General features: G+C 63.9%; 23 protein-coding genes. 8 read left to right on the forward strand and 15 right to left on the reverse strand.

The window, feature by feature from the left end; genetic code table 11:
* Nucleotides 1–101: 101 nt before the first annotated feature.
* From queE to queC, 3 genes are read right to left on the reverse strand one after another with little or no spacing between them, the layout of a single operon-like run.
* Nucleotides 102–731, reverse strand: coding sequence for a 7-carboxy-7-deazaguanine synthase (gene queE / locus DFP86_RS15395; RefSeq protein WP_133682838.1), 630 nt, complete (start codon nt 729–731; stop codon nt 102–104).
* A gap of 10 nt (nt 732–741) precedes the next feature.
* On the reverse strand, nt 742–1,764 hold the full coding sequence (locus DFP86_RS19880; RefSeq protein WP_133682839.1) for a 6-pyruvoyl trahydropterin synthase family protein: 1,023 nt from the start codon (nt 1,762–1,764) through the stop codon (nt 742–744).
* 2 nt (nt 1,765–1,766) lie between these two features.
* Entirely contained in the window at nt 1,767–2,459 is a 693-nt protein-coding gene (queC, locus tag DFP86_RS15405; RefSeq protein ID WP_133682841.1) for a 7-cyano-7-deazaguanine synthase QueC, read from the reverse strand.
* 250 nt (nt 2,460–2,709) lie between these two features.
* On the opposite strand from queC, the gene DFP86_RS15410 reads away from it, so the two are divergent.
* The gene (locus tag DFP86_RS15410; RefSeq protein ID WP_166642294.1) at nt 2,710–3,627 is read left to right on the forward strand and encodes a diacylglycerol/lipid kinase family protein; all 918 of its coding nucleotides are present in this window, start codon (nt 2,710–2,712) and stop codon (nt 3,625–3,627) included.
* On the opposite strand, the gene DFP86_RS15415 is transcribed toward DFP86_RS15410, so the two are convergent.
* From DFP86_RS15415 to DFP86_RS15425, 3 genes are all read right to left on the reverse strand, one after another.
* Entirely contained in the window at nt 3,624–4,616 is a 993-nt protein-coding gene (locus tag DFP86_RS15415) for an oxidoreductase (protein WP_133682845.1), read from the reverse strand. The genes DFP86_RS15410 and DFP86_RS15415 overlap by 4 nt on opposite strands.
* Nucleotides 4,617–4,802: 186 nt before the next feature.
* Entirely contained in the window at nt 4,803–5,900 is a 1,098-nt protein-coding gene (nemA, locus tag DFP86_RS15420; protein ID WP_341802667.1) for an N-ethylmaleimide reductase, read from the reverse strand.
* 13 nt (nt 5,901–5,913) lie between these two features.
* A complete protein-coding gene (locus DFP86_RS15425) occupies nt 5,914–6,654 on the reverse strand; it encodes an NADPH-dependent oxidoreductase (RefSeq protein WP_133682847.1) in 741 nt (246 codons plus the stop codon).
* A 190-nt stretch (nt 6,655–6,844) separates the two neighbouring features.
* On the opposite strand from DFP86_RS15425, the gene DFP86_RS15430 reads away from it, so the two are divergent.
* The 3 genes from DFP86_RS15430 to maiA all read left to right on the forward strand — a co-directional run bounded on the left by DFP86_RS15430 (nt 6,845) and on the right by maiA (nt 9,492).
* Entirely contained in the window at nt 6,845–7,378 is a 534-nt protein-coding gene (locus DFP86_RS15430) for a GNAT family N-acetyltransferase (protein ID WP_133682849.1), read from the forward strand.
* A 136-nt stretch (nt 7,379–7,514) separates the two neighbouring features.
* Nucleotides 7,515–8,852: a fumarylacetoacetase gene (fahA, locus tag DFP86_RS15435; RefSeq protein WP_133682852.1), complete on the forward strand. Its 1,338-nt coding sequence runs from the start codon at nt 7,515–7,517 to the stop codon at nt 8,850–8,852.
* Nucleotides 8,845–9,492: a maleylacetoacetate isomerase gene (maiA, locus tag DFP86_RS15440; RefSeq protein ID WP_133682855.1), complete on the forward strand. Its 648-nt coding sequence runs from the start codon at nt 8,845–8,847 to the stop codon at nt 9,490–9,492. Before fahA ends, maiA begins: the two co-directional genes overlap by 8 nt.
* A 6-nt stretch (nt 9,493–9,498) precedes the next feature.
* Here maiA and DFP86_RS15445 read toward each other — a convergent pair whose 3' ends face one another.
* From DFP86_RS15445 to hutU, 6 genes are all read right to left on the reverse strand, one after another.
* Nucleotides 9,499–9,810 (reverse strand): helix-turn-helix domain-containing protein, encoded by a 312-nt coding sequence (locus DFP86_RS15445; RefSeq protein WP_133682857.1) that lies wholly within the window; start codon nt 9,808–9,810, stop codon nt 9,499–9,501.
* A 69-nt stretch (nt 9,811–9,879) separates the two neighbouring features.
* Entirely contained in the window at nt 9,880–10,470 is a 591-nt protein-coding gene (locus DFP86_RS15450; RefSeq protein ID WP_166642295.1) for a HutD/Ves family protein, read from the reverse strand.
* A complete protein-coding gene (hutI, locus tag DFP86_RS15455) occupies nt 10,467–11,681 on the reverse strand; it encodes an imidazolonepropionase (RefSeq protein WP_133682861.1) in 1,215 nt (404 codons plus the stop codon). The genes DFP86_RS15450 and hutI overlap by 4 nt, the downstream gene beginning before the upstream one ends.
* The gene (gene hutG / locus DFP86_RS15460; RefSeq protein ID WP_133682863.1) at nt 11,678–12,652 is read right to left on the reverse strand and encodes a formimidoylglutamase; all 975 of its coding nucleotides are present in this window, start codon (nt 12,650–12,652) and stop codon (nt 11,678–11,680) included. Before hutG ends, hutI begins: the two co-directional genes overlap by 4 nt.
* Before the next feature lie 6 nt (nt 12,653–12,658).
* Nucleotides 12,659–14,200 (reverse strand): histidine ammonia-lyase, encoded by a 1,542-nt coding sequence (gene hutH / locus DFP86_RS15465; protein ID WP_133682865.1) that lies wholly within the window; start codon nt 14,198–14,200, stop codon nt 12,659–12,661.
* 3 nt (nt 14,201–14,203) lie between these two features.
* Complete coding sequence (gene hutU / locus DFP86_RS15470; protein ID WP_208108357.1) at nt 14,204–15,907, reverse strand: urocanate hydratase; 1,704 nt, start codon at nt 15,905–15,907, stop codon at nt 14,204–14,206.
* 93 nt (nt 15,908–16,000) lie between these two features.
* Between hutU and hutC the strand changes: the two genes are divergently transcribed.
* Nucleotides 16,001–16,714 (forward strand): histidine utilization repressor, encoded by a 714-nt coding sequence (gene hutC, locus DFP86_RS15475; protein WP_133682870.1) that lies wholly within the window; start codon nt 16,001–16,003, stop codon nt 16,712–16,714.
* Here hutC and DFP86_RS15480 read toward each other — a convergent pair.
* The 3 genes from DFP86_RS15480 to DFP86_RS15490 all read right to left on the reverse strand — a co-directional run bounded on the left by DFP86_RS15480 (nt 16,693) and on the right by DFP86_RS15490 (nt 19,633).
* Entirely contained in the window at nt 16,693–16,968 is a 276-nt protein-coding gene (locus DFP86_RS15480) for a hypothetical protein (RefSeq protein WP_133682872.1), read from the reverse strand. The two genes, hutC and DFP86_RS15480, sit on opposite strands and share 22 nt — an antisense overlap.
* 158 nt (nt 16,969–17,126) lie before the next feature.
* Entirely contained in the window at nt 17,127–17,741 is a 615-nt protein-coding gene (locus tag DFP86_RS15485) for a 3'-5' exonuclease (RefSeq protein ID WP_208108358.1), read from the reverse strand.
* Nucleotides 17,741–19,633, reverse strand: coding sequence for a putative nucleotidyltransferase substrate binding domain-containing protein (locus DFP86_RS15490; protein WP_243729419.1), 1,893 nt, complete (start codon nt 19,631–19,633; stop codon nt 17,741–17,743). The genes DFP86_RS15485 and DFP86_RS15490 overlap by 1 nt, the downstream gene beginning before the upstream one ends.
* A 119-nt stretch (nt 19,634–19,752) precedes the next feature.
* Here DFP86_RS15490 and DFP86_RS15495 point away from each other — a divergent pair, with 119 nt between their 5' ends.
* The 3 genes from DFP86_RS15495 (at nt 19,753) to DFP86_RS15505 (ending at nt 24,233) form a co-directional block, all read left to right on the forward strand.
* Nucleotides 19,753–21,279 (forward strand): fumarate hydratase, encoded by a 1,527-nt coding sequence (locus tag DFP86_RS15495; RefSeq protein WP_133682874.1) that lies wholly within the window; start codon nt 19,753–19,755, stop codon nt 21,277–21,279.
* Nucleotides 21,280–21,465: 186 nt separating this feature from the next.
* On the forward strand, nt 21,466–22,167 hold the full coding sequence (locus tag DFP86_RS15500; RefSeq protein ID WP_166642296.1) for a DUF3304 domain-containing protein: 702 nt from the start codon (nt 21,466–21,468) through the stop codon (nt 22,165–22,167).
* Nucleotides 22,168–22,250: 83 nt separating this feature from the next.
* Nucleotides 22,251–24,233, forward strand: a complete 1,983-nt coding sequence (locus DFP86_RS15505) for a T6SS phospholipase effector Tle1-like catalytic domain-containing protein (RefSeq protein WP_166642297.1) — start codon at nt 22,251–22,253, stop codon at nt 24,231–24,233.
* Nucleotides 24,234–24,306: the final 73 nt, after the last annotated feature.

Consider the following 24,306-nt stretch of genomic DNA (forward strand, 5'->3'; position numbering starts at 1 on the left):
GAGGGATCGGGCCAACGATTATGTCACGCCCGCCGTTGGATGACATCTTTCTATCGAGCGAAAAATACTCGCCCCCGGGGCAGGGGGCGATGGCGCCGACATCAGCGAATGCGGATCGTTTTGTGAGTCTGCAGCGACAGGCGCCAGCGAGGGTGCGCCAGGCAATAGGCGATGGCGGCTTGCAGATTGGCGTCGGCATCCGGCCCATCCATCGGCTGCAGATACCAGTGGGTGAAGTCGAGGTGCTCGAAGGTTTCGGGCAGGGCGGTCTGCTGTGGGTAGACCAGCTTGAGCTCGCTGCCGGAGGTCTGCCGCAGCGGCGCGCCGGCCTTGGGGCTGACGCAGAGCCAGTCGATGCCCTGCGGGGCGACAACGGTGCCGTTGGTCTCCACCGCCACCTCGAAGCCGCGTGCATGCAGCGCGTCGATCAGGGGGGCGTCCAGTTGCAACAGCGGCTCGCCGCCGGTACAGACCACGTAGGGCCGGCCTTGATTGCGATCCGGCCAGGCGGCGGCGACGCGCTCGGCCAGCGCTTCGGCGTCGGCGAACTTGCCGCCGTCCGGGCCGGTGCCGACGAAGTCGGTATCGCAGAATTGGCAGATGGCCTGGGCGCGATGACGCTCCTTGCCGCTCCACAGGTTACAGCCGGCAAAGCGGCAGAACACCGCGGCGCGGCCGGTCTGTCCGCCCTCGCCCTGCAGCGTGTAGAAGATTTCCTTGACGGTGTACATGGCGTTCTCTTTACAGCAGCGGCCAACGCATGTCGTGATCGAAGGTGAGCGACACGCCGCGCTCGGCGGTGTCGTACAGGTCGATGCGCGACAATTCTGGCACCAGCGGCGCCAGGTGGACGTGCACCCATTCCGCCACCGACGTGCTCTTGCCGTTGCGGATGCCGGACAGGCGGTCGAGCGGGTTGTGATCCAACTGGCGGTAGACCGGCTTGAAGCGGTCCTTCACGTCGCCGAAGTCGAGCACCCACCCCATGGTGCGATCCAGGTCGCCGGTCAGCATCAGGCGAATCAAATAGCTGTGGCCGGTATAGGCGCCGTCTTGTGCGAACGGCACCGCGCTTTCGAAGCGTTGTTCTTTCCAGATGTTGAAGTGCTGACCATCGTATTGGCTGCCGGCACTGTGGGTCTCGCGGACTTCGACCCAGGCCAGGCCCGGCAGCGTATCGCGCAAGCGCTCGAACAGCCATTTGGCCAGCACTTCGCTGGTCGGGTTGTCCAGGCCGTCGATATCGTTTAGATAGCGGTGGTTGAGTCGCTCGAACAACGGCTGCCAAGCAGCCTCCAGCCGCATGTGGTCGCAACGGGCGGCATCGGCGAACAAGCGCACGCCGAAGCGGTGGCCGTGCAGGCGACCGCATTTGTGGCCGGCCGGCACTTGCGGCAGCTGGTGCGCGGCTTCGAACGAGACGGTCAGGCTGACCAGTGCCAGGTTGTTGTCGACCAGTGCGCCGCGGCGCATCGAGCTTTGCAGGGCCAGCGTCACCGGGCTGGAAATACTATCGGCTAGGTAACGGGCGATGCCCAGGTCGTCCGGATCGGCCAGCGTGTCGTTGATCTGGGCGTAGTGGAGCGGGGCGGCCGCGGTGGCGAGCGCCGCTTCCAGCGTAGCCTGGTCGGTATGCGTGGCGTCGGCGCGCGCCAGGGCGCGGAAGCTATGGCCGTGCGTATTGATCAATCGCTCGTCGGTCGCGCCGGGAATACGGCGGGCGGCCTCGAAACCGGTGGCGGCCAGTAGGAAGGTCGTATGCATGTTCAGCTCCGCGCGGTACGCACGACCAGCGGATCGGCGATGCCGGCATCCGCGAAGCCCTTGGCGCGCAGGCGGCACGAGTCGCACTGGCCGCAGGGCGGCACGGCGCCGTTGTAGCAAGTATGGCTCCAGGCCATGGCCTCCATCGCGCCGACTTCTTGCGCCAGGTGCACCGTCTGCGCTTTGGTCAGGTACATCAGCGGGGCATGTAAGGACAGCGGTGCGTCCATGCCGAGGCGAATCGCCAGTTCCAGCGCCTTGAGCGTGTTTTCGCGGCAGTCGGGATAACCGGAGTAGTCGGTCTGGGCCACGCCGGTGACGATGTGGCGTATGCCGCGGGTGTAGGCCAGCGCGGTGGCGAAAGTCAGGAAGATCAGGTTGCGCCCCGGCACGAAAGTGTTGGGCAGGGCCGCGCTGTCGGGTGTGTCGCCGGTCTGCGGCGCGATGGCTGCGTCGGTGAGCGCATTGCCGCCGATGGCGCCAAAGGTGTCGATCGGCAACTCGATTTGCTCGACGCCGGCAATGGCGGCGACTTTTCGTGCGCTATCGAGTTCGATGCGGTGGCGCTGACCGTAGTCGAACGTGACCGCCGAGACGTTGGCAAGGCCGAAGCGGCGGATCGCCCAAAAGAGGCAGGTGGTCGAGTCCTGGCCGCCGGAGAGGACGACCAGGGCCTTTTCGTTGTTTTGTTCCATACAATGTTCCATCGATAAACAGTCGAGGTCGCGGCACTCGGGATCGGTCTCACCCGGCGCGGCAGTCGGAGGCGGGCCTCCGGAGCAACCCCATAGTGTAGCCGTTTTCGTGTCACGCAGCCAGAAAATCCCCTGTTACTCGATGACGGCTCGTCCGTGCGTCATTGCTTTATTTATGGTTCAACGGCGACCGGGCTGCTCTACTTTATGTGGCTTGCATTGCCTTGCCGCTAGCCCGTACTCTTCTCCGATGGCTCAACCGCATATTTGCTTCATTCTGCATGGTCGTCGCAGCCCGGCGCATTGGCCCGACCGGCTGCTGCGCCAGTTTTCTCGTGGCTACGCGGTGCACATCCACATCACCAGTTCCGGCCTGCGCGCCGAGGAGGTCGCTTGCCAGGCCGTGACACAGGGCTGCGATTTTGTCGTCGCGGTGGGCGGGGATGGCACCGTGCACGAGGTCGTCAACGGCGTCATGCGTGCGCCGGCCGCTCAGCGCGAGCGCGTGACGCTGGGCATTTTGCCGGTCGGCACCGGTAACGATTTCGCACGCTCGATCGGTATGAACGCCTCGGTGTCTCGGCTGTACCGGCTGATTCAGAGCGGTAGCGCGCGCCGGCTGGATCTGGGGTGCATCGAAACGCTCGGCTCGCAGCCAGCGACGCGTTATTTCGCCAATATCGCTTCGCTCGGCATCAGCTCCGCCGTGGTCGACCGGGTGGCACGGATGCCGCGCTGGTTACCGGCGGGGCTCGCCTATGGACTGGGTACGGTGTTGTCGCTCTTGACCTGGCGGCCGGCGCGCTTGCGGCTGACGTTCGACGAGGGGAACGTGCGCGAGGAATCGATGATCAACTTGTGCCTAGCCAACGGGCGCTACTTTGGCGGCGGACTCGGTGTGGCGCCGCGGGCGCGGCTGGACGATGGTTTGCTTGAGATCGTCATGATCCGCAATGCCACGGTGGCGGCATTTTTGCGCCTACTGCCGTTGCTGCGCCAAGCACGGCCTATCGACGATGCGCGCGTGTGTTATGCCCAAAGCCGCGGGCTGCGGATAAGCACCGAGCCGCCGGGATGCCCGCTGGAAGCCGACGGCGAACGGATCGGCAGAGAACCGGTTCGTGTCAGCGTGCTGCCCGGCGCCTTGCGCTGGTTGGGGCGCGCCTAAGCTATTTGCCTGCAGGTGTCAGCCGCAGTGCTACAACAGACCATATCGGCGAAGCCAGCGTCGAGATGGCGCGCAGCGTGTTCCTGACCGTGGTGCGTGGTGACGATCAGGGGGCCATGAAAGGCCTGGCGTAACTGTCGCCACCAGCGCTCGCTGATTTGCGGCCCAAAGGGCCACGTCGGCTCGATGATGCGCAGATACGCCAGGCCGCGCGCGTTGGCCTGCGAGGCTAATTCCAGCGAGGCTTCCGCCAGCGCCGTACCGGACAGCAGTCCGTTGAACACGCCGCATGGCGCCAGTGCCAAGCCAAGCAAGTTGGCGGCGCAGTTCTGTAGCGCGGCATCCAGCACCGCCAGCACCAGATGCAAGCGGTTGGTTAGGCTGCCGCCATAGTGGTCGTTGCGACGGTTGATGGCGGGCGAGAGAAACTGATGCAAGAGATAGCCGTGCGCGGCGTCGATCTCCACCCAATCCGCTCCGGCGGCGAGTGCCTGGGCCGCGCCACGGTGAAAGGCCTCGGTCAACCCTTCGATCTCGTGTGCCCCGAGCGCCCGGGCTCGGCCGCAGCGCGCGCGCGTGACGCCGCCGTGCGCATTGGCGATCGAGGTGAAGCAGGCCGCCTGGCTGGCCGAGGGCGCCAAGGGCGCGCGCCGGCGCGGCTGCAGCCTGCGGTGCGATACCCGCCCGGCGTGGGTCAGTGGCAGTGCCAGGCGGTAGCCGGCTTGCCGGCTGGCGCAGATGACCGTTTGCCATCCACGCCATTGCTCCGTATTGAATAGGCCCGGCATACCCATGTGTGCATAGCCGGTCGCGGCGATGGTGGCCGGCGGCGCCAGCAGCATGCCCGCCGGACCGAGGTCGGTCGCCGCCATGGTGGGAATGCCGCGCGCATCGGCGCGCAGGTTGGTAAGCCCTGTCGCCAGTGCGATGCGGTTGGCAACGGAGATGGTGCCGATCAGGGTCGGCGATAACAGAATCGAGGATGACATGGCGAACTCCTCATTAAAAGTGCCGATAACTCGGTATGGGAGTCCAGTCTAGATAGCGGATGGGGGAAGAGAAGTCAGATCATTCCTATCGCCAAGCAGAAGCGTGGAGGTTTTGACTTGACACAAGAGCGGTAGGCGGGTCGACAAAGCGGCCTCGAAAGGCCGCTTTGCATTGCCATGGCGGCGCTATAGCGTCGGGTAGTCGGTGTAGCCCTTGGCGCTGCCGCCGTAGAAGGTGGACAGGTCGGGCTGGTTCAGCGCCGCGCCGGTTTGCAGTCGCTCGGCCAGGTCGGGGTTGGCGATGTAGCTGCGGCCGAAGGCCACCGCGTCGGCGTAGCCCTTGGCGATCACGGCTTCCGCTTTGGCACCGTCGTAGCCGCCGGCGGCGATGATCACGCCCGGGTATTCGGCACGCACCGCTTGGCGGAATACCTCGGTCAGTGCCGGCCCGCCGGCCCAGTCGGGTTCCGAGATATGTAGGAAGGCCAGCTTGCGGCGTGCCAGTTCCTTGACCAGGTAATGCGCCATTTCCTCTTGGCCGACATCGGACAAACCGTTGAAGATGCCCAGCGGCGAGATCCGGATGCCGACGCGGTCCGCCGACCATTCGCCCACCACGGCATCGACCACTTCCAGCACCAGCCGGGCGCGGTTTTCGATGCTGCCGCCGTAGGCATCGGTACGCTGATTGGCTTGCGGCGACAGGAATTGTTGTAGCAGATAGCCATGTGCGGCATGGATTTCCACCAAGTCGAAGCCGGCGCGGCGCGCATTGTCGGTGGCGCGGCGGTAGTCCTCCAACATATCTTCGATTTCCGACAACTCCATGGCGCGCGGCTCGTCGCAGGGTACGCGCTCTAGGCCGCCGTCGGCGGTGCGGATATTGGTGTTGCTCTCGGCACGCAGTGCCGACGGCGCCAGCGGCGCATCATTGTCCGGCTGCAGCGAACGGTGCGAAATCCGTCCGGTGTGCCACAGTTGCAGCGCGATCAGGCCGCCGTCCTGGTGCACGGCCGCGGTGACGGGCTGCCAGGCGCGCACTTGGTCTTCGCTATAGATGCCCGGCGCACCGGCGTAGCCCTTGGCGGTGGGGGAGATGTGCGTGCCTTCGGCGATCAACAGCCCGCCGCTGGCGCGCTGACGGTAGTAGTCGACCGCCAGTGCCGTCGGCGTATCGCCCGGTTCGGTATTGCGCAGACGGGTCAGCGGCGCCATGACCACGCGGTTTTTCAGGGTGACGGCACCGACGCGCAGCGGGGTGAACAACTTGTCCAAATTCATCATGTTCCTTTCGGATTTATTGATCGAAGCCAAAACCCTGCTTACGCGCCACCACGGCGGTCAGCGGGAAGTAAACGGTTTTGTAGGTCTGGGCGGTGTTGGCCGACCAGGGCTGCCCATCGGGGCGGCCGATTTGCTGCCAGTATTGTGCGAGCTCGGTGTCGTATGCGCGGATCGACGGCGCGATCGCCGCGGTGTCATAGCGTTCGCGATGCACGAAGCTCGCGCGCGGCAGACGCGGTTTGATGCTGCCGTCCTGCTCGATATGGCCGATGACCACACCGGCCACGGCAAAGGTACGCGGCGGCAGGCCGAGTAGATCGATCATCGCCTGCGGGTCGCGGCGGATGCCTCCGATCGGCACCACGCCGAGTCCGGCGGAGCGCGCGGCGGTCATCAGGTTGCCCAACGCGATGCCGGCATCCACCGCGCCGACGGCGAAGCCTTCCACACTTTGGTGGATGACTTGCGACTCGCCAGCCAACTCCGCACCGACGGCGGTCTTGTGAAAATCGATCACCACGGCGACGAAGACCGGCGCCTGGGCGATCCACGGCTGGCCGCCGGCGATTTCGGCGATGCGCGCTCGGCGCGCCGCGTCTTGCACCACCACCAACGACACTTGTTGGCCGTTGATCGAGGTCGGGCCTTTCCAGGCGGCATCGAGAATCGCGTCGAGCACGGCCGGATCGACCGGCTTGTCTTGATAACTGCGCACACTGTGGTGCTGTTGCATCTGTTCGAGGGTCGGGTTCATGGCGGTTCCTGCAAAAAGATTAGACTGGTCGTCTAGTTCGAGTCGAACTCTACTAGACCGGTCGTCTAGTTGCAAGTGATTTTTCTGTGAGACTGCAACATATTATGTCTTTTGGTGATGCCGTTGCGTGGTGCGGGCCCGTCCCTTAGGCTTAGGCTCTAAGCAAGAGCATCAATAGAGGACGAGCTACATGCGCATCGAACAGGAATTGCCCTTGCCTTCAGGCGAGGCGACATTGCGGCAAATTGACCGGCAAGATATCGACGCTTGGTACCGTTGCCTATCCGATCCGCATGTGACAGAGCACACCAGTTGGTCGATCGCGTCGGCCGCAGAACTGGCGCCGTTGGTGACATCGTATCTTTCTTCCGATCCAGATTCGCCGATTCGCCTGGCGGTCTTGCGGCAGACCGATAGCGCGTTCCTGGGTACGGTCGGTTTCCATACCATTTCCACGCGCCATCGTACCGCCGAGATCGCCTATGAGTTCGCCTGCGAGCATTGGGGGAGGGGATTGGCCTCGCAGTGTTGCCGTGCCATGGTCGAATGGGGATTCGTGCAGCGTCGTTACGTGCGTATTCAGGCGACCGTCCTCGATAGTAACCACGCCTCGGCCCACATGCTGGAGCGCTGCGGTTTCGTTTTCGAGGGGGTGTTGCGTCATTACCGTATTGTCCGTGGCGAACCGCGAAATTACCGCCTTTACGCCATTACCCCAAACTGAAGTTCGGCGGCTGCCGCGTTATTTATCCGTTTTTCTAATAAATTCATAAAAAAACGTTGTTTGAGTGATAAATGGCTTTGCGCTGTAATGCAGAAGGCCCTTAGAGCGTGAACAGGCTCTTCATCTTGGAGCGACCATGAATGTTTTGTTGAATGAAACGCACGACCCCGAACTGACGAGTTGGCTGGTATCGGCCAATCGCGCCGGCCAGGATTTCCCCATCCAGAATTTGCCGTTCGCGGTGTTCCGCCGTGCGGGCAGCGACGAAAGTTATCGCGGCGGCGTGGCGATCGGCGACCGGATTGTCGATCTGGCGGCGCTGGCGGCGGCGGGCGTATTCGAAGGCGAGGCTGCCGTGGCGCTTGCCGCGTGTGCGGCCCCGGCACTCAACGATTTCATGGCATTGGGTCAGCGCGCCTGGTCGGCGCTACGTTTGAGCTTATCGCGCGCACTGCGCGAAGGTTCGCCGATGGCCGACCTAGTAAAGCCCTGCCTGGTGCCGCAAAGCGACGCCGAGTTCGCCCTGCCGGCCCGCATCGGCGACTACACCGATTTCTACGCCTCGATCCACCACGCCACCAATGTCGGCAAGTTGTTCCGACCGGACAACCCGCTGTTGCCCAACTACAAGTGGGTGCCGATCGGTTACCACGGCCGGGCGTCGTCGATCGGCGTGTCCGGCCAACGATTTTTGCGGCCATGCGGGCAGACCATGGCGCCGGGGGCCGAACACCCGAGCTTCGGGCCGAGCCAGCGCCTGGATTACGAGATGGAGGTGGGTATTTTCATCGGCCAGGGCAATCCGCTCGGCTCCCACATCGCCTTGGATCGGGCCGAACAGCATGTGTTCGGGCTGTGCCTGCTCAACGACTGGTCGGCGCGCGACATCCAGGCTTGGGAATATCAGCCGCTCGGGCCGTTTTTGGCGAAGAACTTCGCCACCACCATCTCGCCGTGGATCGTCACGTTGGAGGCTCTAGCACCTTTCCGCGTCGAATGGACCCGCCCGGTCGAAGATCCGCAGCCGCTGCCCTATCTGGCGTCGGCGACGTTGCGCCGCGAGGGCGCGTTCGATATCCAATTGGAAGTGTGGCTGCAGACCGAACGCATGCAGCGCGAAGGGCAGGCCGAGACGCGCCTGTCGCACACCAGTTTCCGTCATGCCTATTGGAGCGTGTCGCAGATGGTGACGCACCACACCGTCAACGGTTGCGGCTTGCAACCGGGGGACCTGCTGGGGAGTGGCACCATGTCGGGACCTGCGGCGGACGAGGCTGGCTCCTTGCTGGAGTTGAGCGCCGGCGGCAAGCAGCCGCTGGTACTGGCCAATGGCGAAGAACGGCGCTTTTTGCAAGACGGCGACACGGTGACGATGCGCGGCTATTGCGAGCGCGCGGGCGCCGCACGCATCGGCTTCGGCGCAGCGGTGGGCCAGGTGCTGCCGGCCGGGGATCGAGGGTCGGCCGATGCGTAAGCTCTACAGTTATTTCCGTAGTTCCGCGGCCTATCGCGTGCGCATCGCGCTGGCGCTCAAGGGGGCGGATTACCTGACGGTGCCGGTGCACTTGCTGCGCGATGGCGGCGAACAGCATCTTCCCGCGTTTCGCGCGCTCAACCCGGCCGAACTGGTGCCGATGCTCGACGACGACGGGACATTGCTGACCCAGTCGCTGGCGATCATCGAATACCTGGACGAAACCTGCCCGGGCCCGGCGCTATTGCCGGCCGACCCCGCCGGCCGTGCGCGCGTTCGGGCGCTGGCGCAATCCATCGCTTGCGAAATCCACCCGCTCAACAATCTGCGCGTGTTGGCCTATCTGCGCGACGAGCTCGGCGTCAGCCAGGCGGCGCGCGACGGCTGGTACCGGCATTGGGTCGAACACGGCTTGGCGGTGGTGGAACGTCAGTTGGCCGGCGACGCGCGCACCGGACGCTTCAGCCACGGCGATACGCCGACGTTGGCCGATTGCTGCCTGGTGCCACAGATTTTCAACGCGTTGCGTTTCAGTTGCCGGCTCGATGGGCTGCCCACCGCACTGCGCATTTACGAGCAGTGCATGCAACTGCCGGCATTTCAGTCCGCGGCGCCGGAGCGACAGCCGGACGCCGAGTGAACATGTCTATACCGGACTTGCCAGTTCGTTGGAAAGCTCGGGGTGGTTCATCAGCAAGCGCATCAGGCACACGACCGCGCCAGGCGGTTTGAAGCGTCCTTGTTCCCAGTCGCGTAAGGTAGATGGCGGCGTGTTGATACGTTGCGCGAACTCTTTTTGGGACAGGCCGGTTTTGACTCTGGCTTCACGAAGGAGAATCTGCTCAGGCGTCGTGACGCGACCAATGCCTGCCTCTGCCTCGGCCAGCGCCTGACGCAGCTCAGGGAGTGCTTCCCCAATATCGGTCTCGATGGCCTTGGCGATTTTTTCGATGTCCATGATCAATCTCCTCTTTCGATCTCGCCGGGTATGACATTAGCGCGTTCAGCGCGTCGCCGGGGGAATCGGTCAACCCGACTCCGCCCCTGCGAGCGTTTCGATCTCGACCAACCATCCCTCGGCCTGGCCGCGAAGCCAGGCCGGGCCCTCTGACCACAAGAGCTCTCCCGGCGAAATCGACAGCGTCAACGATCCGGCGCGCAGGCTGCCGGCGGTCAGGTAGATCAGCCACAGCGGGTGATCGACCCACTGTTCGCCGTCGAGCCGTAGCGGTCGCAATCGGTGGCGGTAGCATCCGCGCCGGGTCATGACGTTGAAGTCGATCAGCGTGCTGCCGGGCGCCACCTCGCCATAGACCGATGTCTCGCCGGCGAACTGATTCCATTGTTCGCCTGGATGCAACGTCAGCTCGTCGGATTGCTCGCCGCCGGTGGCGACGGTGAGCCGTAGATCGCCGCCGGACAGGAGCGCGAGCGAGCGGTCGATGTCGGGAAAGGCGGAGAAGGGGCCGCTGCTGTCCACCCGGGCGCTGGTGACGCGCCAGTCGAAGTTGTCGAGATCGGCTTCGGGGGGCCAGATGGCGAGTTGGGTGGTTTCGCCGCCGCCGTTCTTCCATGGCATGCGCTTGAAGTCGGCGGTATTCAATCGATACAGGATCATACTGAGTCCCGAGGTTCGCCTCCGATCCAGCAGGCTGCGAGCGGTCGCTGTCCGAGGTGGTAGACCAGATCTACCGGCTCCTGGATGTGCCATAGCGCCAGGTCGGCGCGCATGCCGACCGCGAGCTGGCCTCGATCGGCGAGCCCGAGCGCTTGCGCCGCGTGGCGCGTGATGCCGGCCAGCGCCTCCTGCGGCGTCAGGCCGAACAGCACGGCGCCCATATTGGCGACGGCGAGTAAGGAGGTGATTGGGGACGTGCCGGGATTGCAGTCGGTCGACAGCGCCATCGGCACGGCGGCCGACCTTAGCGCGTCGATGGGCGGCAGTCGGGTCTCGCGCAGGAAATAGAAGGCGCCGGGCAGCAGAACCGCCACGCTGCCGGCGTCCCGCATGGCGGCGATGCCGGCCTCGTCGAGCCACTCCAAATGGTCTGCCGACAGTGCGCGATGACGCGCCGCCAAGGCTGCGCCGCCCTGGTTGGACAATTGTTCGGCATGCAGTTTGACCGGCAGGCCCAGTCGGTCGGCCGCGTCGAATAACCGGTCTACCTGGGCCGGCGAGAAAGCGATGCGCTCGCAGAAGGCATCCACCGCGTCCACCAATCCTTCGTCGGCGAGTCGCGGCAGCCAGTCGCGACACAGGATGTCGATATAGTCGTCGGGACGGTTGGCATACTCCGTCGGCAAGGCATGCGCGCCAAGGAAGGTGGTGCGCACGGTGACCGCGCGGACTTCGCCGATCTGGCGCGCCACGCGCAACATGCGCCGCTCGCTGACCAGATCCAGACCGTAGCCGGACTTGATCTCCAATGTGGCGACCCCCTCGGCCAGCAACGCGTCGACGCGCGGCAAGCTCATGGCCAACAACAACTCTTCGTTGGCGGCGCGGGTGGCGAGCACGGTGGCGGCGATACCGCCGCCGTTCTGCGCGATTTCCTGGTAGCTCACGCCATTTAGCCGGGCCTCGAATTCGCCCGCGCGGTTACCGGCGTAGACCAAGTGGGTGTGGCAGTCGATCAGGCCGGGCGTCAGCCAACCGTCGTGCCCGTCCTGGCGCGACAGATCCATGTATTCGCCCGGCAGATCCACCTGCGGGCCAAGCCAAGCGATACGGCCGTCGCGCCAGGCGATGGCCGCATCGCGGATTTCGCTGTAGCCCTCGCCGGCGAAAGTGGCCAAGTTGACGTTGTCGATCAGGCCGTCCCGACTCATTCACGCCCCCAGGATTCGGCCACGCGGGCAGCCAGCCGTGCGGCGACGCGTGCGGTACGCATATCCAGATCCAGTTCCGGGTTGAGTTCGGCCAGATCGAATAACTTGAGCTTGCCGCTGGCGACCGCGGCATCGAGAAGCGCTTCGAGCACCGCTTGCTCCACGCCACGCGCCGATGGCGCCGAGACGCCGGGGGCGAGCGAAGGCGGCAGTACGTCAAGGCAGATGGTCAGGTAGAGATGGTCGACCCCGGCGATGAAGTCGAGCAGCTCGGCTTTGGCATCGGCCAGATCAGCTTGCGTCAGGTGTTCATCCTCGCGCCAGCGCACCCCGAGCGCGCGCGCCTTGTCGAACAGCGAGGCGGTATTGGCGAAGCGCGAGATGCCGAAGCACTGGTAGCTAAACGGTACGCCGTCTTTGGCGCAGCGTTCGCTGATCTGGCGGAATGGCGTGCCGGACGTGCCGCGTTCGCCGGCGCGCAGGTCGAAGTGGGCATCGAAGTTGACGATGCCGATTTTCGGCTGCGCCTCGCCGGCGGCCTGGCAGGCGTCCAGCAGGCCGTTGAAGCTTGCCAGCGCGATTTCATGACCGCCGCCCAGACCGATGACGCGGTGCCCATTGGCCAGCAGATGGCTGACGCTGTGGGAAAAGGCCGCCTGCGCGGCCTCCAACTGGTCGCCGTTACAGAAGACGTCGCCGGCATCGTACAACGTCGCCGGGCCGGGCAGCGGCACATTGGCCAGCGCGCGTCGGATGGCGCGCGGACCGGCTTCGGCGCCGGCGCGGCCATGATTGCGGACGATGCCGGCGTGGCAGGCGAAGCCCAATAGCGCGACGCCGGGCAGGCCCGGCTTGACCGGGGTGACCTCCTGATGCCAGCGCCGGGCAAAGCCCGGCTCTTCGTCATCGCAGCGGCCGTGCCAGTAATCGGGATTGAAGTCGCTGCATTCCAGTTTGGTTTTGGTATCCATAGCGCATCATGATTCGATGGAGGGCAGCAGGTGGTGCGCGGCGAAATCGAACTTGCCGGATAAGACCATCTGTTGCGCCGCGTTGAGATCGGGGGCCAGGTAGCGGTCCTCACCATAAAACGGCACTTCGGCGCGCAATTGCGCATGTACCGCTTCTAGTTTATCCGAGCTTTTCAATGGGCGCTGAAAGTCTATCCCTTGGGCCGCGGCCAACAGTTCGATGCCGACGATGTGCGCGGTGTTTTGCGCCATGTCCGTCAGGCGTCGGCCGGCGAAGGTGGCCATGCTGACGTGGTCTTCCTGGTTGGCCGAGGTCGGCAGGCTGTCCACGCTGGCCGGATGCGCCAGCGACTTGTTTTCCGACGCCAGCGCGGCGGCGGTGACATGCGCGATCATGAAACCGGAGTTGAGTCCCGGGTTCTGCACCAGGAACGGCGGCAATTTGGAGAGGCTGGCGTCGATCAACAGCGCGATGCGGCGTTCCGACAAAGCGCCGATTTCGGCGATGGCCAGCGCCAGGGTATCGGCGGCGAATGCCACCGGCTCGGCGTGGAAGTTGCCGCCGGAGACGACGATATGACCGTCGCGCTCCTCGAAGATCAGCGGGTTGTCGGAGACGGCATTGGCTTCGATCTCCAGCGTGCGCGCGCATTGGCGCATCAGGTCGAGGCAGGCGCCCATGACTTGCGGCTGGCAACGCAGCGAGTAGGGGTCCTGCACGCGATCGTCGCCCACTAAATGCGATTGGCGAATGGCAGAGCCCGCCAGCAGTTCGCGGTAGTGATCGGCCACGGCCATTTGGCCCGGTTGGCCGCGCACGGCGTGGATGCGCGCGTCGAACGGCGCATCCGAGCCGCGGGCGGCATCCACCGTCAAGGCGCCGGCGGCGATGGCGGCGGCGAACACCCGCTCGGCCAGGAACAGCCCCTGCAGCGCCAACGCGGTCGATGCCTGGGTGCCGTTGATCAGCGCCAACCCTTCCTTGGCGGCAAGCAGGATCGGCGCGATGCCGGCGGCGGCCAGCGCCTCGGCGGCGGATTGCTCGACGCCCTGGACACGGACGCGGCCTTCGCCCATCAGCGCCAGCGTCATGTGCGACAGCGGCGCCAGGTCGCCCGAGGCGCCCACCGAGCCCTTGGACGGAATCAGCGGCACGATGCCGGCGTTGTAGGCCGCCAACATGGTTTCCAGCACCGAGCGGCGGATGCCCGATACGCCGCGCGCCAAACTGGCGATCTTGGTGGCCAGGATCAGGCGCACCACGCGATCTTCCATCGGCGCGCCCACGCCGACCGAATGCGAGCGGATCAGGTTGGTTTGCAGTTGCGCCAGTTGGTCGTTTTCGATTTGCGTGCTGGCCAGTTTGCCGAAGCCGGTATTGATGCCGTAAGCCGGCGCGCCGCGCGCGACGATGGCGGCGACCGCGTCATGCGAGGCCTGCACCGCCGGCCAGGCGGCCGGATCCATTTCCAAGCGGACTTCGTCCTGCCAGATGGCGCGCAGGTCTTTGAGGGTCAGTTGCTGAGGTTTCAGTGTCAGAGTATGCATTGACTATTCTCCCTGCATCGGCAGATCGAGATCCATCTTGCGCGCGCAGTTTGCGGCGATGTCGTAACCGGCGTCGGCGTGACGCATCACGCCGGTGGCCGGGTCGTTCCACAGTACACGTTCCAGACGTCGGGCGGCAGCCGGCGACCCGTCGGCGACGATGACCACGCCGGCATGCTGCGAGAAGCCCATGCCCACGCCGCCGCCATGATGCAGCGATACCCAGGTGGCGCCGCCGGCGGTGTTGAGCAATGCGTTGAGCAACGGCCAGTCGGACACGGCGTCCGAGCCGTCTTGCATCGATTCGGTTTCGCGGTTGGGGCTCGCCACCGAGCCGGTATCCAGATGGTCGCGGCCGATCACGATCGGCGCCGACAGTTCGCCGTTCGCCACCATCTCGTTGAAGGCCAGGCCCGCCCGATGACGTTCGCCCAGGCCGAGCCAGCAGATGCGCGACGGCAAGCCCTGGAAGGCGATCCGCTCTTCGGCCATATCGAGCCAGCGCGCCAGCGCCTTGTTTTCCGGGAACAGCTCGCGCAGCTTATCGTCGGTCTTCTTGATGTCTTGCGGATCGCCCGACAGCGCCACCCAGCGGAACGGGCCCTTGCCTTCGCAGAACAGCGGGCGGATGTAAGCCGGCACGAATCCCGGGAAGTCGAAGGCGTTTTTCACGCCTTGGTCGAGCGCGACCTGACGGATATTGTTGCCGTAGTCGGTGACCGGTACGCCCATGGCCTGGAAGTCGAGCATCGCCTGCACGTGCTCGGCGCAGGCGCGTGCGGCGGCAGAACGTAGGGTGTCGTGCTGTGCCGGGTCGCGTTGCGCGGCCTGCCATTGATCCAGCGTCCAACCTGCTGGCAGATAGCCGTGAATCAGGTCGTGCGCCGAGGTCTGGTCGGTGACCAGTGCCGGCCGAGGACCGCCGGCGCGAGCGCGGCGTACCAATTCCGGCAGTATTTCGGCGGCATTGCCCAATAGACCGATCGAGACGGCGTCGCCACGGGCGGTGTGGTGAGCGATCAGTTCCAGGGCGTGTTCCAAGTCGCGCGCCTGTACATCGAGATAACGCGTGCGCAGGCGGAAATCGATGCGCGACTGCTGGCATTCGATCATCAGCGAAGTGGCGCCGGCGAAGCTGGCGGCCAGCGGTTGCGCGCCGCCCATGCCGCCCAGGCCGGCGGACAGAATCCAACGGCCCCGCCACGGATTGTCGCCGCCGTAGTGCTGGCGACCGGCTTCGGCGAAGGTTTCGTAGGTGCCTTGCACGATGCCTTGCGTACCGATGTAGATCCAACTACCGGCGGTCATTTGGCCGTACATCATCAAGCCCTTGCGGTCGAGCTCGTTGAAATGCTCCCAATTGGCCCAGTGCGGCACCAAGTTCGAATTGGCGATCAGCACGCGCGGCGCGTCGGCATGGGTGCGGAACACACCGACCGGTTTGCCGGACTGTACCAAAAGCGTCTCATCGTCTTCCAGGCGTTGCAGCGTTGCCAGAATCTTGTCGTAGCAGGCCCAATTGCGCGCGGCGCGACCGATGCCGCCGTAGACCACCAGCGCTTGAGAGTTTTCCGCCACCTCGGGATCCAGATTGTTCTGTATCATTCTGTAGGCAGCTTCTGTCAGCCAACTCTTGCAGGTAAGTTCGGCGCCACGCGGGGCGCGGATCTGGCGGGTTGGGTCGAAGCGGGGATCGGTTTGGGACATCGGTTTCTCCTCCATGTCGTGAGAGTTGTATAGACTAATATAGGTGAGCGACATCACCTTGAAAAGCTGTATAGACAAATTTTGGCTAAGACAATGACATCCGCTGACAAAAATGCCACGCCTCGTTATCAGCAGATCAAGCAGGATCTGCTGGATCGCATCGCCGCCGGAGAGTGGGCGGTAGGAGAAGCGATTCCGCCGGAGCAGACGCTGGCGCGCGATTTCGGCGTAGCGCGCATGACCGTCAATCGCGCGCTGCAGGATCTCACCCAGGCCGGCGTACTGGTGCGCCGCCGAGGTTCCGGCACCTACGTCGCCCCGCCGCGCATCCACACCTCGCTTCTGCAGATTCGCAACATTGCCGACGAAATCGCCGAGCGCGGCCATCATCACGACAGCGCGCTGTTGCGGCTGGAGACGGTGCCGGCGACGGCAGATCAGGCGCTGTTGTTCGGCATCGAGGCCGGCGACCCGCTGTTCCGCTCCGTCATTGTCCATCGCGAGAATGAGGTGCCTATTCAGGTAGAGGACCGGCTGGTCAACCCCGCCGTGGCGCCGCACTACCTGGAGCAAGATTTCAAGAGTCAGACGCCCAGTGCCTACCTATCGATGGTCGCGCCGTTGATCGGCGCCCACTACACGGTGGAGGCGAGGCTGCCCGGCCGGGAAATCGCGCTGCACCTGGCGATCGGCACCCGGGAGCCGTGCCTGGTCGTGCACCGCACGACCCGCACCGAAGACCGCATCGCTTCGTTGGCGGTATTGTGGCACCCCGGTCAGCTGTATCAGCTAACGGGCGGGGTGTGAGGACGGGGACGTACTTTCGGTCGCAGGCGCTTAAGAAAGCGAACAGCAGAACAGGGCGGCGTGCGCACGCCGCCCTGCTTGTATCCTCGGCCGTCGCTATCGGCGCGGGAGCGGGCGATTAGATTTTCAAGAATTCGTCTTGATGCGGCGGCAGCGGCGTCGACGACTTGGTTCCGCTCGCGCGAGACTTCCCGAGAAGCATCACGGGTGCCGCCGCAGATCTTGACGAGTTTTGCCTTGTTTACTTCATACATGATTTCGCCTCCTATGTGGTTGGGTGATCGTTTGGCGTGATCGCCGAGTGATAGACCGGAGGGGGCGGGGGAAGTTGGCCTCCGACGGTGGCGTGCCATGGGCTTGGGACGAAAAAGGATAATTGTCTCGGGGCGCGCGGAAATTTCCTGCCCGGCGCTTAACGGCGTCCGCTACGTTGGCACAGCGCCAGATACAGCATCGCCACGCTAATGGCATCGTTGAGCGCATCGTGCCGCGGCAGCTGCGGTACGCCCAGCTCGGCATGCAGGCTGGCGAGCCGCAAATCGACATAGCTATTCGGGTTTTGACGCAGCTTGTAGTCGTAGTAGCAGCCGGACACTTCGATCTGCCGTTGCGGAAGCGGGCAGCCGATCAGTGGCTTGACGTATTTGTCGAGCACCGCCACATCGTATTCCAGGTAATAACCCAACAGCGGGCGGCCGCCGATGAAGTCCAACAACCGCAGCACGGCCTCTTCGGCCGACAGCCCCTGGTCCACATCGCAACGGCGCAGACCGTGTACTTCGATATTCGGTTTTTCCGGCGGCGTTTGCGGCCGCACCAACAGATACAGCGCCTCGCTGGTCAAAATACGATTGCCGCGCAGTTTGACGGCGCCGATCGAGAGCAGTTCGGCTTCGCCGACGTTCAGGCTGGTCGTTTCGCAGTCCAGGCTGACGTATTCGTCGCCGCGCTCCTCGAATAGCGTGCGCCAGGCCGGATCCCGTAACCGGTGCAGGTGCCATGGCCGCATGAGCGTGTGCAGCCGCATCACAGACTCCCCAAGCGGTAATGGTGGCGCAGCTGTGTCTTGAAGCGCTTGACCACCGCCAGCGCGTCTTTTAGCAGGTCGCGTTCCAGCGTCGATAGTCCGGACGGTTCGATCAGATTGTCGATCGGCTGCTGGCGCGATAGCTGTTGCAGCCCGTGCTGCAGCCGCAACTGCAGCAGGAAGGAGAGGGCTTCGCGGATGTCGCCCGCCAAAACCGGGTCGAGATGGCCGGACTGCGCCAACCGGTCGGCGCGACCCTGACTCGAGGTGTCGTCGATACCGTATTCCAGCGCCAATGCGCGCAGGCCGTGCACCAGCGGGAAAATGCCGCCCTTTTTGAGATCCAACAGATCGCGCCCATCGCGCGACCGGGTCTGCAGCTGGGCGAACAGTCCGAGCGGCGTGTCGAATTGCTCGATGGCGCGGGCAAAGCGGGCATAGAAACTGGCATCGTCTTGCAACAATTGCCGCAGGTAATCGCGGCCGGCCGAGAGTAGGCGGCTGTCGCCCGAGACCGGTTCGGCGTCGAGAAAGATCGCCAACTGCATCATGCCTTCGCCGCTGGGTTGATGAACCCACTGGCGTATACGCGCACGCAACGCCTCGCTGCTCAGTCGCCAGACCGGGTTGTCGACCATCACACTGCCCGGACAAGGTGGGTAGCCGAAGCGCGCCAGCGCCGCCGACAGCGCATCGCAGGCGGCGGCCAGTTCCGGAAAGTCCGTCCCGTCCGGCAGTAGCAGGGCATTGTCCTGATCGGTCTTGAGAATCTGCTCGCCGCGTCCTTCCGAACCCATGACCAACAGACAACTGGCCGAGACCAGCGCCGGCGGCGCGATCAACTGCCAGGCGCGGGCGAACAGCCTGCCGTTGAGGGTCTGTACCAGACGCCCCAACTGTGGCGGACGCACGCCATGGCCGGACAAGATCTGCACCAGGCGAGTGACCTGGCTCGCCGCCTGGACCAGCTCGTCGAGGCTTTCCGCCCGTTCCAGCCGTTGGGCGATCAGGTGCGAGTGATTGGAAAAGTAGGACAACACATCCACTTGCGACAGCATGCCGACCGCCCGGCCGTTTTCCTTGACCACCAGTCGGCGCAGGTTGCGTTGCGTCATCAGCAGCAGGGCATCGAACAAGAAGTCGTCGATATCGATGCACAGCAACTCGAAACGGGCGCATTGCGCGACCGGCGTGTCGACCGGGGTGCCGTCGAGGATGATGTCGCGGAAATCGGTGGTGGTGAAAATGCCCAGCCGAGCGCCGTCTTGCACCAGTACCGATTTGCTGCGCGCCTGTTTCATGCAGCGCGCCACCTCGCGGATGCTCAGGCCGCCGTCGACGAATACCGGCGCGCGACAACCGACGTCGCGCACCGTGGCGGTGAACAGCGTTTGCAACTCGCGCGAACCGGCGCGTTGGGCCAGCGTCCCCATCTTTTGCGAGACGCTGGAATAGAAATAGGCGCCGAAGGCCGCGTTGCATTCGGTCAACGCCAGTACCTGCTGGCGTGGCAGGGCGAACAGCAGCGCTTCTTCCTCGGCGACGAAACGGTGTGGACTATGGCCCGCCACCATGGCGCGCGCATCGAAGCTGTCTTGTGCGCGGTAGCGCGCCAACGTTTCGTCGTCGGTCGATTCGCAGACGGTACCCTTGATGACCACGTACAGGCTGTCGATGACTTGGCCGGGGCCGATGATCGGCGTATCGGGCGCGAAATAGACGATATCGGCGCTTTGTTCCAGTTGCTGGCGCTCGGCGTGACTGAGGCTGTCGAAAGGCGGATGGTCGAAATCGAAACGGGTCATGGCGGCGGTACCGTAGGCGATGCTTCCAGCATAGCGGGAAATAGCTAGCGAGTCGGCAAAGGGCATCGCCGAATGCAAAATATGCATCACGGCTGCGACACGAGAAGGCACGATCCTGTAGGCATGGTGCTACAATCGTTGGCTGACCGGCCGCGCACCCGAGTCGCGACCGCCTTCCGAGTCTATCTGAATTGCGAGATTGCCCAATGACCCTTATCCGCCAGGATGACTTCATCCAGAGCATCGCCGATGCCTTTCAGTACATCAGCTATTACCATCCCGTCGATTACATCAAGGCGTTGACCGCGGCCTACGAGCGCGAAGAGAGCACCGCCGCGCGCGACGCGATGGCCCAGATCCTGATCAACAGCCGCATGTGCGCCGAAGGCCACCGCCCGCTCTGCCAAGACACCGGGATCGCGCTGGTGTTTTTGAAGGTCGGCATGAACGTGCAGTGGGATGCCACGCTCAGCGTGCAGGAAATGGTCAACGAAGGCGTGCGCCGCGCCTATACCGACGCCGACAACAAGCTGCGCGCCTCGGTATTGACCGACCCGGCAGGTAGCCGCCGGAACACCAAGGACAACACCCCGGCCGTGGTGCACATGGAAGTGGTGGCCGGCGATCAACTGGAAGTGATCTGCGCCGCCAAGGGCGGCGGTTCGGAAAACAAGGCCAAGTTCGTGATGCTCAACCCGTCCGACTCGATCGTCGACTGGGTGCTCAAGACCGTCCCGACCATGGGCGCCGGCTGGTGTCCGCCGGGGATTCTCGGCATCGGTATCGGCGGCACGCCGGAAAAAGCCATGCTGATGGCCAAGGAATCGCTGATGGCCCCGGTCAACATCGCCGAATTGCGCGAGAAATCCGCGAATGGCGCCGAGTTGAGCCGTGTCGAACAGTTGCGCCTGGAATTGATGGAAAAGGTCAACGCGCTGGGTATCGGCGCCCAAGGCTTGGGCGGTCTGACCACGGTACTCGACGTCAAGATCATGGATTACCCGACGCACGCCGCCTCGCTGCCGATCGCCATGATTCCCAACTGCGCCGCCACCCGGCACGTGCATTTCCACCTCGATGGCAGCGGCCCGGCGAAGCTTGCCGCGCCGAGCCTGGAAGATTGGCCCGCGCTGACCTTCGACGCGTCCAAAGGCCGTCGCGTCGACCTGGATACCATTACCCGTGAGGAAGTGGCTTCGTGGCAGCCGGGCGAAACCTTGCTGCTCAACGGTAAGTTGCTGACCGGCCGTGATGCGGCGCACAAGCGCATGACCGACATGCTCAACCGTGGCGAGAAGCTGCCGGTGGACTTCACCAACCGCTTCATCTACTACGTCGGCCCGGTCGATCCGGTGCGCGACGAAGTGGTCGGCCCGGCCGGCCCGACGACCGCTACGCGCATGGACAAGTTCACGCGCCAAATGCTCGAACAGACAGGCCTGTTGGGCATGGTCGGCAAGTCCGAGCGCGGTCCGGCCGCCATCGAGGCCATCCGCGACAACAAGGCCGTGTATCTGATGGCCGTCGGCGGTGCCGCCTACCTGGTCTCCAAGGCCATCAAGGCCGCGCGCGTGCTGGCATTCCCCGAGCTTGGCATGGAAGCCGTCTACGAGTTCGAGGTCAAGGACATGCCGGTGACCGTGGCGGTCGACGCCTGTGGCAGCTCGGTGCACCTGACTGGCCCGGCCGAGTGGCGCGCCCGTATCGGCAAGATCCCGGTCGTGGAAGCCTGATGTCCCTCGAATGATGGATGCTTAAAAACGACCGGGCGATGCCCGGTCGTTTTTTTTGTTTTCGAGTGTCCTTAGGGACAGGTCCGATTGTGCCGATTGGTGAAATTATTTATATTCGCCATGTTCAGTTTAAATTTTTAGTTAATTGACGTTGCATGAGTCGATGCGACTTTCCTCCAGGCGGTTGTGCCGCACATCTCCCCTGCCATCCTTGTGGAAAACACCATGGCCTTATTGACTCGTTTCACCGCCGCTCGCCGGCTGTTGCTGGCATGCTGCGTGCCGCTGTTGGCGGCCTGCGCCAGCCTGCATGCCGAAGACACCATTGGATTAGGCGTTTCCAACGTCAACTACAGCGGCACCGCCTACGATTCGGCGCTGGCGGTCGACCCTGTCACGGACAAGTCGGGCGGCGGCGAGGCGGCGATGCCTTACGGCGCAGGCGGTTTGATGTGCTGCTACAGCCTGCCGGCCAAGTGGCGCCCCGGCATCCAGGTCGAAGTCCGTCTGCTCAAGGAGAAGGTCGGCAAAACCTACAAAGAGCGCGCCTACGAACAAGACGTCTGGATCAAACAGACCGTCGAAGTTCCTCCCTATCAAGGCAGCCCCGGCACGCTGTGGATCGTCATCTATCCCGACGGGCAGGTGGCGGTGCATGCCACCAACTACGAACCGTCCAACCCCAACTGGCCCGGCAAGATCAAAGGCTGGCCGGTGCCGTCGGTCGAGTACCGGCGGATGTTGTGGGATCGCAAGATGGATGAGCGGCTGAAAGAGAAGAGGATTTTTGAGAATGCCATCATTCAGCACCCTCAAGACAAGCAAAAATTCAGCGATGCCGTTCAATCCGTAAATGATGCAATTCAACGTTTAGGTAAACGTCCATGACGCAACTATGTGCGCCAGTTTCTTCGGCCCAAAACAATCCTTGCGACAAGGCCACATTTTTTAACGCGTACGAACTCGAGACATTGCTCCAACACGATTCCCGCGAATACCCGCCGCCCAAAAACCCGGCCGCCAGTTGCAACTACAACCTATTCTTCGGCTTCTTCTTCGACGGCACCGGCAACAACTACGACCAGTGCATGAAAAACCCGGACATGAAGGAAGGGTTTACCAACGTGGCGCGCTTGTACGATGCCTATCCCGGGCGTAGCGTGCCGGGCATTCTCGATGCCAGCACCGATTGGCAGCACGATGCCGACTTCTATCGCCACTTCTTCCGAGTTTATGTTCCCGGTCTCGGCACCCCGTTTCCGCAAATTCAGGATGAGGGCGGCCCGCTTGGCCTGGGCACCGGCCGCTACGGCCAGCGGCGCATTCTGTGGGGTTTGGTGCAGGCGATCAATCATCTGCACCGCTACTTTCTCGGCGACGCGTTCTTGCTGATCGAGCACAAAGAGGTGGTGGCGCTCGACCGCTCCATCGACCTCGACTGGCAGACCTTGACCAAGGCCAGTTGGCAACGCCGCATGACGGCGTCTCGGCGCGAAGACCCGCTCCCCGCCGCCTGCAAGGTGCTGCGCGACATGCTGAGCAGGCTGCACGAGCGCATCGCGCCGTTCATGAAGAAAGACGGCGTCAAACCGGCCAATGTCACCATGACCATCGTCGACAACATCTACGTCTCCTGCTTCGGTTTTTCGCGCGGGGCCGCCGAGGCGCGGGTGTTCGCCAACTGGCTGTTGCTGCTGTGCCGGCTCGACGCCGAGCTGTGCCGGGAAAAGGGCTTCGTCAACCTGGCCGAGCATACGCTCGGCGGTTTCCCGGTCTGCTTCGACTTTCTCGGCCTGTTCGAATCCGTGGCCTCGATCGGGCTCGCCGCCTCCACGGTGCTGTTCGACGGCCACGGCGCCTGGGCCGACGCCGAACACTCGCTGCGTATCTCCCCCGCGATCAAGAAGTGCGTGCATATGGTGGCGGCGCACGAAATCCGCCGCTCGTTCCCGCTCGACAGCACCCAGATGGGCGGTGCCGGCTGCGCCGAGGAAATTCTCTACCCCGGCGCCCACTCGGACATCGGCGGCGGTTATCTGCCGCGTGCGCAAGGCCGTGGCCAAGACCCCATGGGGGCGGACATGCTATCGCGCATTCCGCTGGCCGACATGTACCGCAAAGCACGGCTGGCCGGCGTGCCGCTCAAGCCGGAGCTGAATCTGACTCGCACACAGGACCGCTTCAGCATCGATCCGACGTTGATCGCCGATTTCAACGCCTACCTGAAGCTATTCCAGGCGCCGCCCGAGGATTTCAAGGTATTGCTGCAGACACAGTACTGGCCTTACCTGGCTTGGCGGCTCGGCATGCTGGACCGGCAAGGCACGACGGCCATGGCGGCGCTGTGGCCCGGGGCCAAGGAGAGCGAACTGAAGGAATTGAGCGCGGCACACCAGCGTTTCAAGGAACACTTCGACATCTACTGCAAGTGGTACACGTTTCGCGACACCCCGCCGGTACGCTACGCGTGGGAAAAGGCCGATCCGAACCCGCCGCGTTATGCGGTGCCCTCGTTCGACCCCGCGCACGAGCGGCATTGGCAAGAACTGCTGCCGTTGATGCAAACCTTGGCCAAGGCACGCGATGCCCGGGGCATCGCCGACAGCGACTATTATCGACCGGAGGCCAACACCCTATTCGTCAAGTACGTGCACGACTCGTTTGCCGGTTTCCGGCCCTTCGGCAAGGATGTGGCCGAAGCGAGCAAAACGCTGAAACAACTGGCCAACGTGCAAGAGGGTGAAATCCCTATTTCGGCGGAGGAAGCGGCCTGGGTCAGGTCGTTCCGCCAAGGCGGCAGGCGGATGGAGGACGACCCGGACGGCTTCGAGCCGACGTGGCTCGGCGCCGGCTATCTGCGTTACCGCAAGGTCTATGCTGGCGCAGACCACCTGCAGTTGACGCGCCGGGTGCCGGTGGACGAGCGTGGACAACCGGTCACCGACGCAGTCTGAGCGATGCTTGGGGTATGATTTATTCGAATAAGGTATGCTTAAGGCGGCCGGGCTATGCTCCGGCCGTTTGCTA

The organism is Paludibacterium purpuratum (genome assembly GCF_004363805.1).
Taxonomy (GTDB): Bacteria; Pseudomonadota; Gammaproteobacteria; order Burkholderiales; family Chromobacteriaceae; genus Paludibacterium; species Paludibacterium purpuratum.

Excerpts from the sequence above, each read along its gene's own strand:
- fahA (WP_133682852.1), top strand. The coding sequence starts at position 7,515 with ATGAATGTTTTGTTGAATGAAACGCACGACCCCGAACTGACGAGTTGG.
- queC (WP_133682841.1), bottom strand. The coding sequence starts at position 2,459 with ATGGAACAAAACAACGAAAAGGCCCTGGTCGTCCTCTCCGGCGGCCAG.
- DFP86_RS15490 (WP_243729419.1), bottom strand. The coding sequence starts at position 19,633 with ATGCATATTTTGCATTCGGCGATGCCCTTTGCCGACTCGCTAGCTATT.
- hutH (WP_133682865.1), bottom strand. The coding sequence starts at position 14,200 with ATGCATACTCTGACACTGAAACCTCAGCAACTGACCCTCAAAGACCTG.
- hutI (WP_133682861.1), bottom strand. The coding sequence starts at position 11,681 with ATGAGTCGGGACGGCCTGATCGACAACGTCAACTTGGCCACTTTCGCC.
- DFP86_RS15425 (WP_133682847.1), bottom strand. The coding sequence starts at position 6,654 with ATGAACCCGACCCTCGAACAGATGCAACAGCACCACAGTGTGCGCAGT.
- nemA (WP_341802667.1), bottom strand. The coding sequence starts at position 5,900 with ATGATGAATTTGGACAAGTTGTTCACCCCGCTGCGCGTCGGTGCCGTC.
- DFP86_RS15450 (WP_166642295.1), bottom strand. The coding sequence starts at position 10,470 with ATGATCCTGTATCGATTGAATACCGCCGACTTCAAGCGCATGCCATGG.
- queE (WP_133682838.1), bottom strand. The coding sequence starts at position 731 with ATGTACACCGTCAAGGAAATCTTCTACACGCTGCAGGGCGAGGGCGGA.
- DFP86_RS15410 (WP_166642294.1), top strand. The coding sequence starts at position 2,710 with ATGGCTCAACCGCATATTTGCTTCATTCTGCATGGTCGTCGCAGCCCG.
- DFP86_RS15495 (WP_133682874.1), top strand. The coding sequence starts at position 19,753 with ATGACCCTTATCCGCCAGGATGACTTCATCCAGAGCATCGCCGATGCC.
- hutU (WP_208108357.1), bottom strand. The coding sequence starts at position 15,907 with ATGTCCCAAACCGATCCCCGCTTCGACCCAACCCGCCAGATCCGCGCC.
- maiA (WP_133682855.1), top strand. The coding sequence starts at position 8,845 with ATGCGTAAGCTCTACAGTTATTTCCGTAGTTCCGCGGCCTATCGCGTG.
- DFP86_RS15415 (WP_133682845.1), bottom strand. The coding sequence starts at position 4,616 with ATGTCATCCTCGATTCTGTTATCGCCGACCCTGATCGGCACCATCTCC.
- hutG (WP_133682863.1), bottom strand. The coding sequence starts at position 12,652 with ATGGATACCAAAACCAAACTGGAATGCAGCGACTTCAATCCCGATTAC.
- DFP86_RS15485 (WP_208108358.1), bottom strand. The coding sequence starts at position 17,741 with ATGCGGCTGCACACGCTCATGCGGCCATGGCACCTGCACCGGTTACGG.
- DFP86_RS19880 (WP_133682839.1), bottom strand. The coding sequence starts at position 1,764 with ATGCATACGACCTTCCTACTGGCCGCCACCGGTTTCGAGGCCGCCCGC.
- DFP86_RS15480 (WP_133682872.1), bottom strand. The coding sequence starts at position 16,968 with ATGTATGAAGTAAACAAGGCAAAACTCGTCAAGATCTGCGGCGGCACC.
- DFP86_RS15445 (WP_133682857.1), bottom strand. The coding sequence starts at position 9,810 with ATGGACATCGAAAAAATCGCCAAGGCCATCGAGACCGATATTGGGGAA.
- hutC (WP_133682870.1), top strand. The coding sequence starts at position 16,001 with ATGACATCCGCTGACAAAAATGCCACGCCTCGTTATCAGCAGATCAAG.
- DFP86_RS15430 (WP_133682849.1), top strand. The coding sequence starts at position 6,845 with ATGCGCATCGAACAGGAATTGCCCTTGCCTTCAGGCGAGGCGACATTG.